This window comes from Pseudobacter ginsenosidimutans, assembly GCF_007970185.1.
In the GTDB taxonomy this organism is placed as follows: Bacteria; Bacteroidota; Bacteroidia; order Chitinophagales; family Chitinophagaceae; genus Pseudobacter; species Pseudobacter ginsenosidimutans.
In genome coordinates this window covers 4,290,915-4,310,685 of record NZ_CP042431.1, presented here as the reverse complement: position 1 = coordinate 4,310,685, position 19,771 = coordinate 4,290,915, and the positions used below count along the sequence as shown (strand labels likewise).

Here is a 19,771-nt window from a genome sequence, read left to right as displayed (position 1 = left end):
GGAAATCCCGGTAGTTGATACCGGGACTTTTTTCATGGCATGTATATAGAAGGATTCAGACTATAACCTGTCTTTGATCACCAGTATTTCCTGCTCCACAGGCTGCTGCTCAAATTTCAATCCGTATTTGATCAGTGCTGCATTCAATTGTTCTATGCTTGAATAACCTGCAGACAGATTGAGGTCTATCTTTCCTGTGTAGCCAGTAAGATCCACCACCATAAACGGGAACGCTTGCATAAAATTCAGCCGCCGGATGATATTGCCGATAGAAGCATTACGCACGGACCATTCATAAGGCCCGAGCTCTGTGCTGGATTTCCCACCCTTGCTGACAAACGTGCTGCTGTTGTTCATTCTTTTCAGAACCAGGCAAATCATTTTTCGCTTTTCTATGGCGCCGGAATATTCAGGAAAGAGGAATTCAAGATCTTTCTGCATCATTTTGAAAGCCTCTTTTTCCCTGTCCAAACCAACAGCCAGCTCATAACAAAACCCATTCCCATTTTTTAACCAGTTTTCATAGTCCTCCCCGGTTTTAATTGAGTTGATCCTTGCGGTATCTTTCACTTCAAGCAGTGTATTGAAATCCCTGAATGTTTTTCCATTTTCTGAATATGCCACTCTGTAAAACCAGATACGCGGCTGGTTCCTGAGGGTGATCCTGAAATGCAGTGAGCTGTCGCGCAAAACAGAAAAACCGAAACCCAGTCCTTCAGTAAATCCTGAGAAAACCGAATGGTACAGCATGTTTGCGCCATCGCCACCATTGCCGTTGATCAGCAGTGGGCGGTAATAACTGTAAGCAACGGGTGGAACGAATCTTTTTTGTGGCACCGATGTCCAGTTCCCCGATAATGCCCGGGAAATGTTTTCTTTGGTGAGCGCCTTGAATTCTGTGAATGCCTGCACGGTGCCCAGTTCATCGATCCAGACATAATGCGGGATCGAATTGTAGTTGAACAGTTTCCGCAGGGTGGTATCGCCGGTAATCCCCTGCAGGGCAGGGATCTTATGTCCGCTTCTTTGATAGCTTTCAAAAAATCGTTTCACTTCTGACCCGGGTTGATATGTTACCGGAATGATCTGAACACGATCAGCAAATTGCTGTTGAAGCGAGTCCATCACCGGCATCATGGCAATGCAGGGCTTGCACCAGGTAGCCCAGAAATCGAGGATCACCAGTTTACCTTTGAATTTTTCAAGCCGGTCGCCGATCTGTAACTTAGTTTGTGCATTGCCGGTAATTCCAAAAAGCAACACGAATACTATCGCTGTTAATTTCATTATTATCTTTTATTTTGTTCAATACCGCTTTCCCTGATCTCGTTGTCTGGAATAGGAAATGCATAACGATTGCTTCCCGGCGGCAGTAAATATTCCTTTTGACCGATCACCCGCTTCAGTGTTACCTGGAACTCCGGTTCGTTATTGAGTCTTCTCAGATCGGACCATCTCAGTCCCCTTGCCACCAGTTCCTTTTTTCGTTCGGCCAGTATGATTGCCAGGGCCTCCTTTGCTGTATTGGTTTCCACAGGAACATATGTGCCCTGCTTCCATCTTTTGACAAGCAGTTTGTTCAGATCTTTAAGAGCCTCTTCTTTCTGCTCCCTGCGTGCGCGGCATTCTGCCCTTATCAGGTAAAGTTCATCATTGGCAGGACCATTGAACTCGCCATAGCTACCAGCATAAGTACCCTTGAACAATTTGTACTGGCCCGGCGATCCGGGCGCATTGAAATAACATCTTTTTCTCAGGTCATCGTCGTGGTAGGATGCATACAGGTTACTGTCAACCTGCGCGTAGGGTGCATACATGTAAAGCGAGTTGAGCAGTCCGTTGAAGCATAGTACTTCCGGATTCATCAAGATAGGTGTTCCGGGAAACGGCAGCAGATCATCCACATTCACGGAATTGAAATCAACCAGTGTATCGGAAAGCTGCAATGCATCATCTGCATATTTTTCTGCATTCTCATAATCGTTCATTGTAAGATACACGCGCGCCAGGAGGGCCAGGGCAGCTCCTTTTGATGGACGGTATCTCAGGGATGATGCCAGCGGAAGCAATTGCTGCGCATAGATAAGATCATCTGTGATCTGCTTATAGGTATCAACCAGATTCCCCCGCTTAGACAATACCGTTATATCCGGGCTGGTCCTGATGGGAATGCCAGGAGTAGTAGCAGCATTTTCCTTCCTGTAGGGTAATGCGAACTCCTGGGCAAGATTGAAAAAGGCAAAGGAACGGTGGTACAATGCGGTCCCTGCAACGGCTCCCCACTCTTCCGGCGACTCTTTCCCTTTGATCTTCTCCAATCCTTCAAGCGCCACGTTTGTGACGAACACGGTGTTATAGGGATAATCCCAGTCTGCTACAGTTTCCCCTCCATACACATCTTCCAGCCAGAGATAAGCATTTTGCTCCTGTACCTGTAATCCCTGTATATTTCCATCGGTAGTATAATACTCATCACCCGCTACGGTGGTAAGAGCAGGGCCCCGCGAAAAATTACCTGACATATCTTCCATCAGCGCACGAAAGTCCTGAAGTGTATTCGGTATTACCAGGGCCTTATTGGGTTTCTTGTCTAAAAATCCTTTCTGGCATCCAGCCCCGGTAAGGCAAAGTATGATGAGGAAAAATGTATATCGCATATAGTATAGAATTATAAACTGGTTCTGAATCCGATAGCAATTGTTTTCATGGGAGGAAGTACTACCTCCATATATTCAGGGTCCTGGCTTCCTTTATAGCTCTTCCATAGAATGCCCAGGTTGCTGGCATAGATATATATTTCCGCTTGCTTAAGTTTTGGCAGCTCATAACTGACACGGATATCCTGAAGACGGATATGATCTCCTTTTTCCACCAGTGCTTCAGATCTCAGATAGAATTCCTCCCTTCTTGTATTGACGGCCCCGGGCATGGATGGAACAATAGTTTTCAACTCATCACCCGGTTTTTGCCAGCGTAGTGCATAATCGGCATGACCGTATCCCCCTCGTAGCACGCTATTGAGACTTACAGAAGGCCGGCGAAAATAATACCCCATTTTGTAGCTGATATTAGCGGATACACTAAAGCGTTTGTAAGAGATGGTATTTCGCAGAGCCCCGAAAATGGTGGGCCTGGCTGATCCATGAAAAACAAGACTGTCAATCGATGGCACACTTGTAAGTGCGCTGTATTCCTTACTGGCCTTGCCATCCAGCATGCCCATAGGATCTCCGGTTTCAGGATCAAGACCAGCCCAGCGGTAACTGTATACACCATAAATGGGCTTCCCTTCTACCGGTATGAGCGAAATATCTGCCGTCAGGTAACTGGAAGCATTCACCGTTCCACCTGCCAGGTATTTTGCTACTTTATCTGAGGAATAAGAGAACATGAACTGCGTTTGCCAACTGAAGTCACCCTCTATATTCTTTGTATTGATCACTATATCCCATCCTTTCCCTTTGATATTGGCTGAATTTCCCTTGTATAAGCTAATGCCGGTCTGGGGAGCGAGTGGACTATTGCCGATCAGGTCAATCCCCTTTTTGAGATAGTATTCGATGCTGCCACTAATGCGGTCGTTTTTCAACCGGAAATCTACCCCAAAATTGATCACACGGTTCTTCTCCCATCTCAGCGAAGGCTGCGGCGGATTAGTGATCATTGCATAAGGGATCAGAACACCAGTACTGTTTATATAACGTGCTGTAGTATACGCAGATAATGTTCTGTCTATATTTCCATTATATCCATAGGTAGCTCTCAATTTCAGGTAAGGCAGTGCAGACAAGCTGTAAAAATCCTCTTTATGGATATCCCAGCCAACGCCCAGGGAATAAAGGGGAACGGTCTTCTGGTTTGTTCTCACACCAAAGAGATTCGATTTGTCTGATCTTGCACTTGCAGAGAACACATATTTGTCTTTGTAGGTATAGGCTGTATTCACATAGTAAGAAATGAACCGGTCTGTAGTACCAGTAAAGGAATTGATGGCCTGGATCTTATTATTGCGGGAAGCGGGATTTACATAAGAAGTAAAAAACGAAACGTAATCCACCACCTGTCCAAGTCCGAGTTCATCATCATAACCATACGTTCTTGTTGAAGCCCCTTCACTGTTCGCATCCCTCACTTCAGCTCCTGCAACACCTGTGATCCTGTGGTCGGCACTGAACAGCTTGTCGATATTTATCTGAGCCCGCGCGAAATGTGTAGTAGACTGCCCGTTGGTTTCATCCAGGATATCGCCCAGTGGTATATTCCTTACCAGTCCGGTTGGCGTAACCACCGTGAACCGGTTGATCATGTCTCTAACCGTCCAGCTTTCCAAAGGCTGCCTGTTTTTACGGTTGCTGATACCTCTTGCCAGTTGATATAATGCCTGCACATTGAGCCATGGAAATACCTTATACTTCAATCCTGCATTCACGCGGTATTCCATTGTACGAAGGGTAAGATCACGGGCATTCATTTCTTCCAGGGGTCTGTAGGTCCAGTCGAGGAGACCATTGGCCATGGCTGATTGTACGAAAGCAGGTCGGTAATAATGATTGAGTACAGCCGGTTTACCATCGCTATCCTTCATGGCAGCATAGGGATATACAGGTTCGGCAGAACTAAGATTCATCGTTGTAAGGCCGATGGCGTTTTGTTGCTCCGGCATTTCAGAGTAGTACAAAGCTGTATTGAATTCCAGTTTATTCTTCAGCAGCTGAAAAGTATTATTCACGTTCAAAGTGATCCTGCCCGATGAATTACCTGTACTGGATGCTCTCAATGCGTCATAGCCCGCGGAAACATAATATTTATGCGCGTTCCCGCCTCCCCTGATATCCATGAAATATTGCTGCGCAACCTGGTTGCGGTACAGATATCGATTGATATCATTACGGATATCATTATTTCTCAACGCATCGATCTTTTCTTTCACTTCTTCCGGAGAAAGCTTCCCGTCACGACGGGCAATCAATAATTCCACCACCGGTGTTAAGGCCGTTTTGTTGGCGCTGTTCTCGATGCTGGTGTAGAATCCCCGGGCAAAAGCATTCTGCTCCACATCTATATAATCCGATACGGACATCTTCGGATGATAGAACTGATCGGGCCGCTCGGACACAGCAGCATTCATATTGAAGGAGACTTCCACCTTGTTGTTGTACTTTCCTTTTTTGGTGGTGAGCACTATTACACCGTTGCCCGATTGAGCGCCCCAGATGGATGCAGCAGCTGCATCTTTCAGAACAGTGATACTTTCTATATCATTTGGATTAATGGTATTAACATCACCGGTAAATGGAAAATCATCCACAATGATCAGCGGGTCCATTCTCGCAAAGAGTGTGCTTTGCCCCCTGATACTGATATTGGTTTGCCGGCCCGTAAGAACACTGCCAGGCCTGATGATGAGACCCGGCACCATCGCCTCTAGCCTGCCCGTGATATCACTTCCAACACGCCTGTTCACAAGGTCGTTATCGAGATGCGCAAATGAACCTGTAGCTCTTTCTTTCGAAATGTACTGGTAGCCCGTGGATACGGTTACTTCTACTTTTTCCAGCTCAGCCGTTTTGATATCCAGTTCAACCAACAGGAATTCCTGGTTATTGACCGGCACTTCTTTGGTTTGATATTGAACGCTGGTGATCAATAGCCGCGCATTTCTTTTCACGCCGGGGATGATGAATTCCCCTTTTTCATCGCTGAACACAGACATATCGGTCCCCAAAACTTTGACGGTGGCGCCTGTTACAGGAAACTCCCTGTTCAGAAGTCTCCCTCTGACAGTATCAGCCGGAACAGGCGCTGCGCTCCTTTTGCTCAATAACACAGTTTCATTTTGTATTACCCAGGTAAAGGGCTGGTTTTTGAAAGCGAGCGACAAAAAATCCTTAACCGGCATTTGTTTGGCCGTTATTGAGATCAGCGGTGCGTTCCTCAACAGTTCTTCATCATAGAAGAAAACATATTTAGCCTGCTGTTCTACAATGGCAATGATCTTTGCCGGAGAAAGGTTTTTTGCTGAGACGGTGACTGTCTGGGAAATGCCTTTGAGCGTACAAAGCGCAGCAGTTAATACAATCAGGAATAATTTCACTTGAAATCAGTTTTGGTTAGAGTTACTCCATGCCCTGCCCGATGCCATACGGCAGCAGGACAAACATGTTGATTTTGATCCTTTAATTCAGGCTAAGCAACGCAGGCCGGATGAGTTTTAGCTATTTGGTTATGATCAGCTTCCTGCCTTCGATTCTAAAATGGATATTCTGACTTTCCAATGCAAGCATCAATTGATGGAGGCTAAGGTTTCGTTGTATCTTTCCGCGGAATATTCTTGGTTCAGGTTTGGATTCGTATTGGATGTCAAGATCATACCAGCGTCCAATTTCACGCATTACCGATTGCACATCATATCCATCGAAATTGAACAGGCCGTTCTTCCAGGCCATTACCTGTAACATATCTGCATCGTTTACCAGCTGTATGTTATCATGCAATCTTATCAGCGCCTGTTGTCCTGGCTTTAGTATTGCTGAACTATTGCCGGCATTCACACGAACAGCTCCATCCAGCAGGGTTGTTCTTATTCCGTTCTCATCTTCATAAGCCTTCACATTGAAATTTGTTCCCAGCACTTCAACAGCCGCTTTATCGCTGACATCAACATAGAAGGGCTTTTTTTTATCTGCTGCCACTTCAAAATACACTTCACCGGTGATCTTTACGCGACGGTGGTTTCCATTGAATGCAGCGGGATATGTAATTGAACTGGCTGCATTCAGCCATACTTTGGTACCATCAGCCAATATGAGATTGAACTGTCTGCCCCTCGGTGTGGTTGTAGTATTCTCCACTGCATTTCCGGTTGAGCTATAAATCAACTGACCGTTTTTCAGCAGTACACCTTTCTGCTTTTCTATTATTCCATTGCCCATGCTGTCGAGGGCCAGCCTTGAACCATCGCCAAGCGTAAGAATAGCGCCGTTATGGCCGGGCAATATCTCGATCTCCCTGGCAGCAGGTTGTTCTGCAACAATGGGGGAAGAAGTGTTCCGGTTGCTGAACCAGAAAAAAGTTCCGATGCCAATCATCAGGATAACAGCAGCAGCGTACTTCAACCAGGAAATATGGCGAACAGGTAGTCTGTCTACCTTCATGATCTCTTCAGCCGACCGCTCCCATCCGGCGGAATTTTCCTGCTCACCGGATCGGTCCATCAACTTATACAAGATCTCCCGCATACCGGGATCATTTTCAGATTCAGCCAATGCGATCCTGAGTTCCTGCTCTTCCGATGCAGTACTCCTGGCATTCAGCCATTGCTCCAAAAGATATTGTAAGTGATCATGGGTCATGATACTAATCCAGACAATCGGCTAAAGCGAAAGGTCTATTCGCTTATTATTTTTTTATAAAAAAGATCAGCAGGGAAAGAATATACCCCGCTTCGCCGAGCTTTTCCCTGATATTTTTGACAGCGATGGACAAGGTATTCTTAACTGTGCTGGCAGAAATTTGCAGTTCCGCAGCGATCTCGCTTACTTTCATTCCCTGTTGCCGGTGCATCAGGTAGATACGCCTTCTTTGTTCAGGCATTTCAGCAATGATACGGTGCAGGAGCAGTTGCAGCTCTCTGGCGCCTAGTTGCAATTCTATATTATCGGTATCACCGGCTACACTGAGCAAATGTTCCTGTTCCGCTTTATGAGCAACAAGATTTCGCTTAAGCCAGTTATGGGAGGTATTGGCGGCTGCTCTGAAGATATAGGCTCTTGGCTGCTCTATTTCATGCAGCCTGTTTCTCGAAAGCCATATTTTGATGAAAGTTTCCTGGATGATCTCCCGGGCATCGCGTTCAGAGCGGGCCAGTTTGCGCAGGAATGGATAGAGCTGTGCGTCGTAACGTTGGTACAATGCTTTGAACGCATGCTCGTCTCCTCCGGAGATTTTTCGCAACAGTTCTTTATCGGTAGCTGATATGTTTCCAGTTGGGTTGATGGGACCAAAAATATCAATTTATTTTTACTGAATGGTATCCCGATATAATGGAGAAACACATTTTTATTAAAGGAGGCGCGGACTTATTGTTCACGATGGGCTGGATTGGAATTATTTCTAACATTATTTAAGGTCTTTAATAGCGCATCAGCACTCTTGATCTCGTCCATGGAACTATCTTCATAAATATGATAAAAACAACCCGATTTATCAATGATCACAAATGTGGGGAAAACACCTAAACTGTAATATCTCAACCATTCATGGTTAACGCCTTTTCCACCCGTGTACAGGTTAATAGCCATACTTGAAGTGTATTTACCAGAGACCACGCTCCTACTCCAGGTATCTTTATTAGTATCTACTGATATAGATACGAATGAAATGTCCTGTCCATTTCCCAGTTTGTTCTCTACCTGTTTTAAGACATTCTGATAATAGGCTGCGCATGCGCCACAGTTGCTGAACCATAAATCAATGAAGATAACCTTGCCTTTCAGGCTTGCCAGATTAATTGACTTGCCGGTAATATCCGGCAGTTCGAAATTCAATACCTGCCTTCCTCGAAGTCTGGGCGCTACACTTCGCAAAACTCTTAAACAATCCGGATCGGTAATGATGACACTGGCCTTATCGTATATTTCATTAATATCCTGTTTCCCTTTGTCTTTAAGAATCAAATTTAGTAATAGCCTGTCCCTTAACGGGCCATTATACCTACCGGCTATCAGGGCAACATAATCTTTGCTGGCTTTGATTGAATCACACAAGGAAATTCTGAAGAAGAATTTTTCATACAGGTAATTAATATAGCTGCGGGATTTCGCTTTCACTGCATCTGTAATATCATCGGCTACTGAATCCAGACGGTTGTTAAGAGCTTTGTCAAGCAAATCTTTATCAGGGACATTACCCCGTGACAATCCGTCTATATACTGGCGCTTTAACTGACTGAATATGCCATACTGCTTTGCGATATAGTCCGCTTTGAATAATTGATAATAAAAATCAGTCAGCAGATCACGCGCTGATTCAAGACAAGTCAATGCGGCTTCGATAGCAGCAATCTCTATATTCAAAACAATGCTATCTGATAAATTTGTTGCTTCAGACATACTCCTTGAGATTGCCGTATGATAAGATTGGGAAATATTATATTCGGTCGTGTATCTTTTGGATCCTGTTCCCGTGAAAGTGATAACGTAATCCTGCTCTGGTTTGCCAGTCAGGTTTCCAGGGTGTTTCTTCGCCAACGACAAGGTAACGCTATCGCCTGCCTCCCAATAGCAGCTTCGCGTAAGCTCAATTTGCCTGCCTCTCCCGGCCCAGGTTGTACCGGCAGGCGCTTTTGCCCGGATTACAAATTGACCACGCGGAAAAGGTTCACTTCCTTTATATACAAAAGTTCCGTTACCCACAAATTGCAGCTCCTTACAATTTTCTTTATTCAATTTTGTATCATATGATAATTCAGAAAAGTAAATAAACAATGAATCAATCGCGGGCATATTCCTGCATACTACAGTGATGTTAAGCAAATAGTTTTCATGATCGTTTCTTTTTCGTACCTGAGCCTTTAGTCCATTATCTACCAGTGTTTGGCTACATAACAGACAGATCAAAAGAATCTTAAGAGTATCCATAAACTGACCGAATAAAAAATTAGCACGCGATTAGCGTTCATTTTGTTGAATGCCGCTCAACCTGATTTCATCGTTGGGAATGGGAAACAAATACCTGTTATCATTTGGAGGAAGGAGATAAGTAATACCATTCGAATTCCGCTGAAGCGACAATGCGAAACGTGTATCCTTATTGAGTCTACGTAAATCTTCCCATCGTAACAGCGCATGAAAAGCCAATTCCTTACGACGTTCATTTAATACAAGCTGAAGCAGATTGTCAGCATCCGGTTCAGTTATGTCTGTAAAAGTATTTGTGACAAACCGCAGTCGCAATAATTTATTAAGATCGGCGAGTGCAGCCGTAGGGTTTCCTAAACGAGCATTACATTCCATCCTGATGAAATATATTTCGTTTGTGGATATTCCGGCAAAAAGACGGTTTGTACCACTATATCTCCCCACTGGCTCCATTAAGCCATTGGCATGTTGGTGAAAAAAAATGGTCTTCCGCCGGTCATCATCATCATACATTAAATAGAGTTGTGGATCAGCGAAACCAGCACCTGCACCTGCGTTGACTTCGGACACAACATATCCCTGAGCATAAAAGATAATTTCAGGATTTCCACCGGAGTTCTTGTAAGCTGGGAACCGGTATGTGCTGCCAGGCTCGATTAGATTGCCATTATAATCCAACAGATCATTTTTAGCCGCCAAACAAAATTCGGCATGCTGTAACGCCTTTCCGTAGGCGCTCATATTAAGATACAGTTTAGCCAATAGTGCATTGGCCGCTGCTTTCGAAGCGCGGGTACTATATTGAGGAATTGCCGGCAACAGTTGTGCTGCTGATGTTGCATCGTCTATCATCCGCTGATAAGTCTCCGCAACCGTAGAACGTCCCAAAACAACAGACGGATCCGATATTGTTCTCAGTGGTATTCCCAGGTCAGCAGAAGCTGTTACTGAATCGTAGGCTTTGCAAAACAACTGGGCCAGATAATAATAACAGAAAGAACGGATAAATAAGGCCTGCCCCTTTATGTTCTCCCACTGCTGCTGATTAGCTGGGGTTAGAGTAATCAGATTCAATCTCTCCAACACAATATTTGCGTTTGCGATTTTCTGGTACGGATTTGTGTACTCGGGAACAGAGCCCACTCCATAAATGTCTTTAGCCCATAAATAAGCATTTCTTCCTGCTGTTGATACAGCCCCCAGCCGGTCATCGGGAATATACAGGTTATCGGTACTAACCAACCCAAGGGAAGGATAGTTGGTGTTCATATAAATATCATTATCCATTATAGCCTGTAAATCCGGCAAGGAAGTGGGTAATACATCCGACTTATTTCTTTTTATGTCAAGCCAGCCGTCCGTTTTTTTGCAGGAGATAAACAACAACAAGGAACAACAGGTGGTGAGAATCCAAACAATACAACGATGTTTATGTGTATTCATGAAAATAATAGTTTAGATTATAAGGTCAGTTTAAAACCAATCGCAACAGAAAAAGGATTCGGCAAATTATGGTCGGCCGGAGCTGCCATAGAGTTGATATCCGGATCAATGCCCAGTTTATTGGCCGTCCAGATCAGGCCTGGATTGGACAGATAGGTGTATAGCTGTGCATTTTGCAAATGAAGCTTGCGGCAAAATGCAGCACTGAACATATAGCCTACCCGGATGTCTTGTAGTCGAATCAGATCAGCTCTTTCTACCAAAACTTCTGAAAAGCGGTAAAAGGTGTTTCGGTCATAATTTGAGGGGTACACCAGTGAAGGCACCTGTGTGCTATTTTCATCACCAGGCTTTTGCCAACGATGTATATAATCCGTATGCGTATGTCCGGAAAGGATATCCTGGTAATTAAGGGAAGTGGATGGTCTGCGGAAATAATGGCCCAGTTTATACACTATATTTATTGATAAGGACCAGTTCGCATAAGTGAAATCATTGCGGAAGGCTCCGAAAACAGGCGGCTGCGAGGACCCGTGAAAGACCAGACTGTCAGGATTGAAATTGTTGAGGATTGCAGTATAGTCGTTGCTGGGTTTACCATTTAATACGCCTAACGGGTCTCCATTTACAGGATCCAGTCCTGCCCATTTATAGGAAAATGTGCTATACAGCGGTTTCCCAACAAGGCCAGGCCTTTCTGTTTCCGACCTTATGCTGCCTGCAGTTTGCGAAATCGAAAAACGTGTAAGCTTGTCCTTCACAGTACTCAGTAACAAAACGGGACGCCACTGTAGCCGGCCAACAGACAAGCGGCCATTCAATGTGATATCCAATCCCGAGGTTTGAGTAGAAGCGCCGTTTGTTGAGAATTGCGCAAAACCTGCCGATGGTGTAAGCGTTTGCCTTTCGATCAAATCGGATCCCTTCTTTTTATACCATTCAATGCTTCCACTTATCCATGCTTGTTTGCCTAATGAAAAATCGAGGGCTACATTGGTCATGTATATCGTTTCCCATTTCAGATTAGGATTAGGCGCTGTCAGGTTATTTATGCGCCTGGCTCCGGTAAGAGAACTGGTGCCGTACACACCTGTTGTATACACCGAGCCCTGGTAAACATTCCCACTATAACCAAACGAAGATCGCAATTTAAGAACGGGTAGCCAATCCTGATCGTAGAAATGCTCCTTGCTGATATTCCAGGCAGCGCCTGCGGACCAAAGTGGAGTGAACCGGTTGGCGGTATTGGCTCCAAAAATATTAGCACCATCCCTTCTTCCGCTAATGGAAAACGAGTACAGTCCGCGGTATGCATACAATGCATTCGCATAAACTGAAATAAATCGATTCACGTTTCCATAAATCTCGCCCGGCGGAGCGGGGATATTCGCTATACCTGCAGGATTGATAGGCAGTGGATCAGAATAATTCAGATTATTGGCCGATACTCCCAGCTCATCATCATAGCCATAAGAATACCGGTAATATCCTTCTGTGCGTGTTTCCCGTAATTCACCTCCAGCAATAGCCGTTACTGTATGGTCAGCACCAAACGTCCTGTCAAAGTTCAATTGTACTCTTGCATTATCGGATCGCCAGTCGCCATTGGCAATTTGAAGTACCCCCCTTTTGGGAATCTGATAAGTAACAGATCCGTTCGCATTCAATATGGAGAACTGATTAATCAAATTGCGGGCGTAGTAAGTCTCTTCGCTTTTATAATCCCAGTCACGCACCTGCTGCCGTTCATTTTGATATTGAATTTCGACGTTTAAAAAAGTAAACAATTTGTACTTAATGCCAGCCCTTAGCAATAACCCGTTCTTTGTGGAACTCTTATCTGCCAGTTCAGTTTCTTTCAAGGGGAAATATTGCCAGTTCAAAAATCCCCGGGACACTGCATCAGCTATATAACCGGTCCGGTAATCTTTTACGATGGGCAGAGCGTTCCCTTCATTATCTGCCAGGCGGGCATAAGGAAAAAGGCGGGCATAATTTCCACCCAGCGGCATAAAACCAAAACCATTTTGGTAATTGTTGGTGGTGGTTTTATTTGTACTGTAATTGATCCCTACAGAAAACTCCAGCTTCTCTGAAGGAGAATATGTATTGTTTGAATTCAGGGTAAAACGGCTGTAATCATTTCCAATTTTATCCGATAGGTTGTGATCGTATCCAGCAGAGACGGCATAGGTGGCTGTGCCCGAACCGCCTTTGATCCCTATGGAATATTGCTGGTTAAGTGCTTTGCGGTAAACATATTTCAGATAGTCATTACGCAGGTCCTGATTAGCCAGTGCTGCTATTTCCGCTTCGGCCTGCTGCACGGGTAGTCCATGATCACGAACCTGAGCCAGCAATTCCACAACCGGTGATAATGGAGGATATTGCGTGACGTTAGTAAGATCTGCATTAAAATGACCAGCTTCAAACAACCTCCGTTCTACTTCAATATAATGTGTTGAGGGAAGCCAGTTTTGATCATAAAAAAGGTCTGGTTTATTGAAGAAAGTAGTATTGGCATTTAATTCCAATCGAAGCGGCTGATTCCTTTTCCCTTTTTTGGTTGTGATTACAATTACACCATTACCCGCCTGAACACCCCAAATGGAAGTAGCTGCTGCATCGCGCAATATTGAAACAGACTGAACATCGTTTGGATTAATTTGATCCAGGTTGCCATCAAATGGAAAATTGTCAACTACAATAAGAGGTTCTCTGCTCACCTGGGTCAACTCCGCCACGCTGCTTTCTCCCCTTATTCGAATTCCAGCACCGGACCGACTGGTAATAGAACCAGATAGTGCAGCCTTCTTATTAAAATACACTCCACTTGCAATGCCATCTAATCTGTCCAAAAGATTTGAACTCACAGCCCTGTTCAGCAGTGAACTGTCAATAATTACAAAGCTCCCTGTGGCACGCTCTTTCGGAAGCACCTGGTACCCGGTCTTCACACTCACTTCAACATCTTCCAAAATAGTTACAGAAGGTTTAAGAGAAATAATGAGTGATGAACTATCAGAAACGATACGTTCTATAGTTTGGAATCCGACTGATGAGAAAACAAGCACATTCCCTACATCAACATTTGCTATGAATATGCCTCCGGCGTCTGTGACACCCAATACCCGTGATTTTTTAAGAGAAACTGTTACGCCTGAGAGAGGATTACCAGCGGAGTCGATAACATGAATTCGAACAGACAGCAGATTAAGGTTTTCGGGAGTAATGGCGGTTTTGACTGCAGTCAAAGACTTGAATAGCGATGGAATGGGAAAAAGTACAATCGTGCCGCCTTTGTTAATCTCGTAGCCAAGAGACTGGTCCTTCAACACGCGTTTTAAGAAATCGTTCAACGGCATCCTGGAAACTGACAGGGAAACAAGACGGGATTTATCAATGTGCTTCCAGTTATATAACACTACATAACCCGTTTGCTTTTTAATTGCAGCAAAAATCTGATTCAATTTTACATCGCTGCCGGAAAAAGTAACCGTTTGTGCAGCAGGCCGGGCAGAAACAGCGAGCGATGCAATGAAAAGAAAGAACGTGAGCAGTCTCATAATTTTCATCATTTGATGCGACAGCCTGAGCGAACCCTTCGTAGTGTGGAACCGGGAGAAATAAGACAGGTCGCAAGTCAGAACCTGTGATGAATACAGGGCATACGCGAACAGACCACAATTAGCAGTTTTTTGCATAACTTGTGAACAGTTTTGGTTGTTTAAAAATGGGTTGACAGACCGATTTGGGACAATCCAAACTTTTCACCGGGAGTGTTAGAGCACTTCCGGTTTTTTTTAGATGTCCGGTATATTCAATTTATGTATTGGTTGTCGCAAAAAGACTTTTCCGGATACTAAGTTTATTTTATACTATGGCAAAACAATCAGTTTTCGACCTTCTTCTATCCTATAATTCACACCAATTCGTTTCAATATTTCCAATACGTCCAACAAGCTTTCATCACGTTTCATTTCACCACCGAGCCTCAGTGCAGGAACATCTTTTTCATATATGACCGTGATGGCATACCATTTTTCCAGTTGCCTCATCACCGTTTCCAGATCAGCCCCTTCAAAATTGAATAGTCCGTTCTTCCAGGCCATTACTCTTTCCAGATCGGCATCTTTTACAATCCTTATTCCTGGTTCTGTCTTAATTCCAGGTCTCGCCTTCTGATCACCGGGAATTGCATAGGCAATTTGCGCTTGCTGTCCGGGTTTTAATAATTCTTCCTCATTCCCTTTTCTCACTTTCACCCTGCCTTCCAGCAATGTTACCGTCATTCCATTTTCGTCATCATATGCATTCACATTAAAACGCGTTCCCAATACCTTCACACGCATGTCGCCTTTAGTGACATAGAAAGGTCTGTCCTGGTCATGTGCTATCTCCAGGTATGCTTCACCATTGATATTAAGATTTCTTTCAGAACCGGTGAACGCTATGGGGTAGGTTACGGATGATCCTGCATTGAGCCATATCCGGGAACCATCCGTCAGGGTTAAATCAACAACCTTAGATCCTTTAGGATTGGAAAGCGTATTGTAAGCTACTTCCTGTGTGTTGCCTGTATAAACAATCTTGCCATCCGGCATTTTGGTGACAGCAATATTACGCAGCGACAGGGTCCTTAAGCTATCAACGTTGATAATACTACCGTCAGCCAGCGTGATCATTGCCTTTGAAGTCTGAGGTGCTTGCACATCTTCAATTACAGGGGTATGCACCACTTCCGTTGTTCTTCCACCTGAACGCAACCAAAGAAGTGCACCGATCGCCAACAAAAGCAGAATTGAGGCGGCGGCCCATCCCCACCGCCGCATGAAAGATATTCTGCGAACGGGAGGAGCAGATATCGTATCATAGGCTGCAATGCGTTTCGCCAGGGCTTCTTCCACTCGCTGAGTCACTCCTGGAAAATCCATATCACTCTTTTCAATTTCAACCCAACTTTCTTCCATGTACTCCTCAAATGCCTCCCTCAGTTCAGGATCTTTCAGTAAAGCTGCAAAAGAACGTAGTTCCTCTGCGGATAAGGTACCAGTGGTGTATTTATCAATATAGTATGTCAGACGTTGATCTTTCATTCGTTATCTTAGTATAGACAGGTTATTTTCTAAAACAGGACAGGTCTTGCACTAAAAAAATATTTTTTGCTGTATCAGAGCAATTCTTGTGCAAAAAACGGGATAAGCGATACAATGATGCCGGCGTTCTCTTTCAAATAATGGCGAAGAAATACCAGAGCCTCTACAATATGCTGCCGGACAGCACTTCGGCTGATTTGAAGCTTTACAGCAATGGCTTCATAGGTCATCCCCTCCATCCGGCTAAGTAAAAAGACCTCCTTCCGTCTCGGAGGCAATGCGCCAATGGCCTGGTCCAACAACTTCGAAAGCTCTTTCATCTCTAACAGCTGCGGAGAATCTGGTAAAGTATGGGACAGCAAACTATTCAATGTATCCGGATTGGTGGCTTCTTCCTGTACTAATCTCTTTTCAAGCACAGCCATAGCGATATTTCGAGTGGTTATATAAAGGTATCCCCCAAAGTTCTTTACATGTGTCAACTTGTCCCGCTTTTCCCATAACCGCATAAATACATCCTGAGTCAGTTCTTCCGCCATCTGCGCATTCTTTAACCAATACAACAAGTAAGGATATACTATACGCGTGTATTGTCTGACCAATTGGGCAAACGCGGCCTGGTTCCCTACGGAGATATCTTCCAGGAGAAGCAATTCCTTTTCCTTTTTCATTTTATTTATTCCAATATCTTATGAAAACAATTTGTTGCAGAACTAAATAAATTTCAGTAAAAGTGCTGCATATGGCAGGTATAGCTAAGACAAACTTGAGACTAAATTATGGCAATCAACCACAAAAAAAGCTGCCTGTGGCAGCTTTCAGCATATTTGTTACGTTGTTTCTAATTCTATAACCAAAAATAAGTTTTTTTTTAAACTCCGGCTTGACCTCTATCGAAAAAGAAAATTTTCTTCGCTATTGCTAAAACATTACACCGACTTATACAGCCTGCCCTTTCAGCTTTTCAGCATCTCCAATATCCCTTCATTCCGGATGATCAGCATCCCCTGCCTGTCTTCCGTAATACCTTCTTCCAGTATGTAAGTGTACTTTGGTCTGGCTCCGTCCATGACCGTGGGCATATAACTGAACCGGATATTCTCAGTACCCTTCAAAGCCTCCCCAACTTCTATGATATGGGTTGATACGATGAAAAGACAATCCCGGTATTCAGAAAATGCTTCGGTTACGGCCAGTGTTCCGTCATAGGCATCTTTTACATTCGTTCCCTTGAACAGCTCATCGAACATCAGCAACAACCGCTTTCCGCTGGCAGCTGCATCTGCGGACTGTTTCACTCTTACCACTTCAGCATAGAAATGACTATAACCAAGCCCGATATTATCGGATACGTTAATGGATGAATACATTCCTTCGCGCACAGAAAACTCAAAGGTTGCCGCAGCAACCGGGAATCCCATATGAGCAAGGTAGATGCCGATACCAATTGACTTCATGAGCGTACTTTTACCGGCCATATTGGCTCCCGTGAGAAAAATCACATTGAGCCTTTCACTCATCATGATATCATTGCCTACTGCCTTATCTATACAGGGATGGCACAGACCCGATGCCTTCAAAATATTTTTCTCCGGCAACAATGCTTTCGCATAGGTAAAACCATTCTTTCGGGCAACATTGCTCACAGCGATATAAAGATCCAGTTCGAAGATGAACTGCAGCAATTCTTCCATCTCTGTATGGAAGCGGCTCTTCAGCAGGTGATCATAGTGAGCGAGGGTAGTAACGGGAATCTCTGCATAGATATTTGTAGTGCGAAGCTTCTCCAGCTGCTTATCGGAAAGCAGGGTCAGCAATTGGCTGATCCGCTCATTCAGGGGACTTTGTAGTTTTTGCAGCAGCTCCAACATGCCATGGCAGCGGTTCAACGTAACGATAGTAGCCTGCAGACCCTGCACAGATTTTCTGTAACGTCCATCGCGGGTAAGCTTGCTGAGCATTTTATGCAGGAACATATTACACATAATGGCAAAAGCATTCTTTCCTGTTCCTGCATCAAGGTATTCCCGCATGATATTCAGTTGCTGCACATCGAAGGAAAAGCTCAGGTTCGATTGCTGAAAAAAATGGAATACGCTACTGCGTTGATTGATGCTTTCAGCATCCGTCAATGGATTACGGAACATCTGGTCAAGCAATTGTTCACCACCCCGCGTTTTTACCTCATTGAACAGATGGTATACCGATCCCTGTCTGAATTTTCCCAGCAGGTTCAGTTCATCCACCGTTTGCTTATCTGTATTGAAATTCATTATTGTTGTATTTTATCAGCCTGTGCCCGTTTACGGCCGTTTTTCAGCGTTTCCAGAATACCTTCATTCCGGATGATGATCATCCCGTGCCGGTCTGCAGTGATGCCATCTTCCAGCGCATAGGTATATTCGGGAACATTGTCATTCATCCGGGTTGGGAGATACTGAAATCCAATTGAAGGTGATTGCCGCAAACGCTCTCCCGCTTCTACAATATGCGAAGAGATGATGAACATACTATTCTTCTTTGCCGCAAAAGCAATCGTGATCTCCACAGTAGCTTCATGCGCATCTTTCACATTGGTGCCACGGAACATCTCATCGAAAATGATGAACAGCGATTTATTGGCCTGCAGTTCTGCCGCCACTTTCTTCACCCTCAAAACTTCTGCGTAGAAATGGCTGGCGCCGATGCCCAGGTTATCCGGCAGGTTGATGGTGGTGAAAACACCATCCAGCACAGAGAACTCCATTTCGGCTGCAGCCACCGGAAACCCAATATGCGCCACATATATGGCTGTGCTCACAGATCGTAAAAAAGTGGATTTACCGGCCATATTTGCACCGGTAAGAAATATTATATTCCGTTCAGGGCTCATGGCAAAATCATTACTGACAGGTTTCGCCAGTTCAGGATGATAAACACCCCTGATCCGCAGTATGCTTTTCCCCTTCTCTAACGCTTTGGGAAATACGAAATTTCTTTCACGCGCTACTTTGGCAACAGAGAGATAAACATCCAGCTGATAGATCTGTGTCAGCAACTGTTCGATCTTACTTCGTTCCCGGTGGCGCAACAACAGGTCGTAAGCCGTAATGGCGGCATAAGATAGCTTTGCTTTCTGTTGCTCCCGCATCACCGGATCAAAAACAGGATCAAGGAGAAGGAAGGCTATAGCCTCCCTTTCACTTGTCCAGGATTCCATGGCTACGATCTCCGGGGACTCTACAAAGCATTTGATCTGATGCATCAGGCTGATCAACGCCGTAACACCATTGGCCACTTCTTTTTCACTGAGCACGGCCTGCTGGTTACCTTGTTTCTTTTGTTCATCGGCGGCTATCAGGTATTTCTCCGCCATATCGAATAGCGCGCCTTCAAATGGAAAGCGCACACTCATACCCGCAAAACTCTTGATGATATTACTTCTCCGGTTGATCTCCTGCTGATCACTCAATGGCCTGGTGAACATCTCTTTCAATACCGTTTCTGCACCACGGGTATGTGAGTGATTGTAGAGATCGAACAATCCCGGGCTGTCTCGCTTGCCGAAGATGCGCAGATCTTCGATCGTTTGTTCATCGGTTAACAGATACATGT

12 protein-coding genes are annotated in these 19,771 nt (G+C 44.6%); all 12 read right to left on the bottom strand.

The annotated features are described in order from the left end of the window. Positions 1–60: 60 nt before the first annotated feature. Entirely contained in the window at positions 61–1,287 is a 1,227-nt protein-coding gene (locus tag FSB84_RS17135; protein WP_130539150.1) for a TlpA family protein disulfide reductase, read from the bottom strand. A 2-nt stretch (positions 1,288–1,289) separates the two neighbouring features. After that, positions 1,290–2,657, bottom strand: coding sequence for a RagB/SusD family nutrient uptake outer membrane protein (locus FSB84_RS17130; protein ID WP_130539149.1), 1,368 nt, complete (start codon positions 2,655–2,657; stop codon positions 1,290–1,292). A gap of 11 nt (positions 2,658–2,668) precedes the next feature. Further along, entirely contained in the window at positions 2,669–6,094 is a 3,426-nt protein-coding gene (locus FSB84_RS17125) for a SusC/RagA family TonB-linked outer membrane protein (RefSeq protein ID WP_130539148.1), read from the bottom strand. 121 nt (positions 6,095–6,215) lie between these two features. Next, positions 6,216–7,325, bottom strand: a complete 1,110-nt coding sequence (locus FSB84_RS17120) for a FecR family protein (protein WP_165434878.1) — start codon at positions 7,323–7,325, stop codon at positions 6,216–6,218. A 73-nt stretch (positions 7,326–7,398) separates the two neighbouring features. After that, positions 7,399–7,953, bottom strand: coding sequence for an RNA polymerase sigma factor (locus FSB84_RS17115; protein WP_158643973.1), 555 nt, complete (start codon positions 7,951–7,953; stop codon positions 7,399–7,401). A gap of 125 nt (positions 7,954–8,078) precedes the next feature. Then, on the bottom strand, positions 8,079–9,638 hold the full coding sequence (locus FSB84_RS17110; RefSeq protein ID WP_130539145.1) for a TlpA family protein disulfide reductase: 1,560 nt from the start codon (positions 9,636–9,638) through the stop codon (positions 8,079–8,081). Positions 9,639–9,668: 30 nt separating this feature from the next. Then, positions 9,669–11,081, bottom strand: a complete 1,413-nt coding sequence (locus FSB84_RS17105) for a RagB/SusD family nutrient uptake outer membrane protein (protein WP_130539144.1) — start codon at positions 11,079–11,081, stop codon at positions 9,669–9,671. Between the two features lie 17 nt (positions 11,082–11,098). Further along, a complete protein-coding gene (locus tag FSB84_RS17100) occupies positions 11,099–14,551 on the bottom strand; it encodes a SusC/RagA family TonB-linked outer membrane protein (protein ID WP_158643972.1) in 3,453 nt (1,150 codons plus the stop codon). A gap of 408 nt (positions 14,552–14,959) precedes the next feature. Continuing rightward, entirely contained in the window at positions 14,960–16,177 is a 1,218-nt protein-coding gene (locus FSB84_RS17095; protein WP_130539142.1) for a FecR family protein, read from the bottom strand. A 74-nt stretch (positions 16,178–16,251) separates the two neighbouring features. Continuing rightward, positions 16,252–16,848: an RNA polymerase sigma factor gene (locus FSB84_RS17090; RefSeq protein ID WP_130539141.1), complete on the bottom strand. Its 597-nt coding sequence runs from the start codon at positions 16,846–16,848 to the stop codon at positions 16,252–16,254. Positions 16,849–17,133: 285 nt separating this feature from the next. After that, on the bottom strand, positions 17,134–18,450 hold the full coding sequence (locus FSB84_RS17085) for a MutS-related protein (protein ID WP_130539140.1): 1,317 nt from the start codon (positions 18,448–18,450) through the stop codon (positions 17,134–17,136). Further along, positions 18,450–19,769 carry a MutS-related protein gene (locus FSB84_RS17080; RefSeq protein ID WP_130539139.1) on the bottom strand — a complete coding sequence of 440 codons (1,320 nt, stop codon included), beginning with the start codon at positions 19,767–19,769 and terminating at the stop codon, positions 18,450–18,452. The genes FSB84_RS17085 and FSB84_RS17080 overlap by 1 nt, the downstream gene beginning before the upstream one ends. Positions 19,770–19,771: the final 2 nt, after the last annotated feature.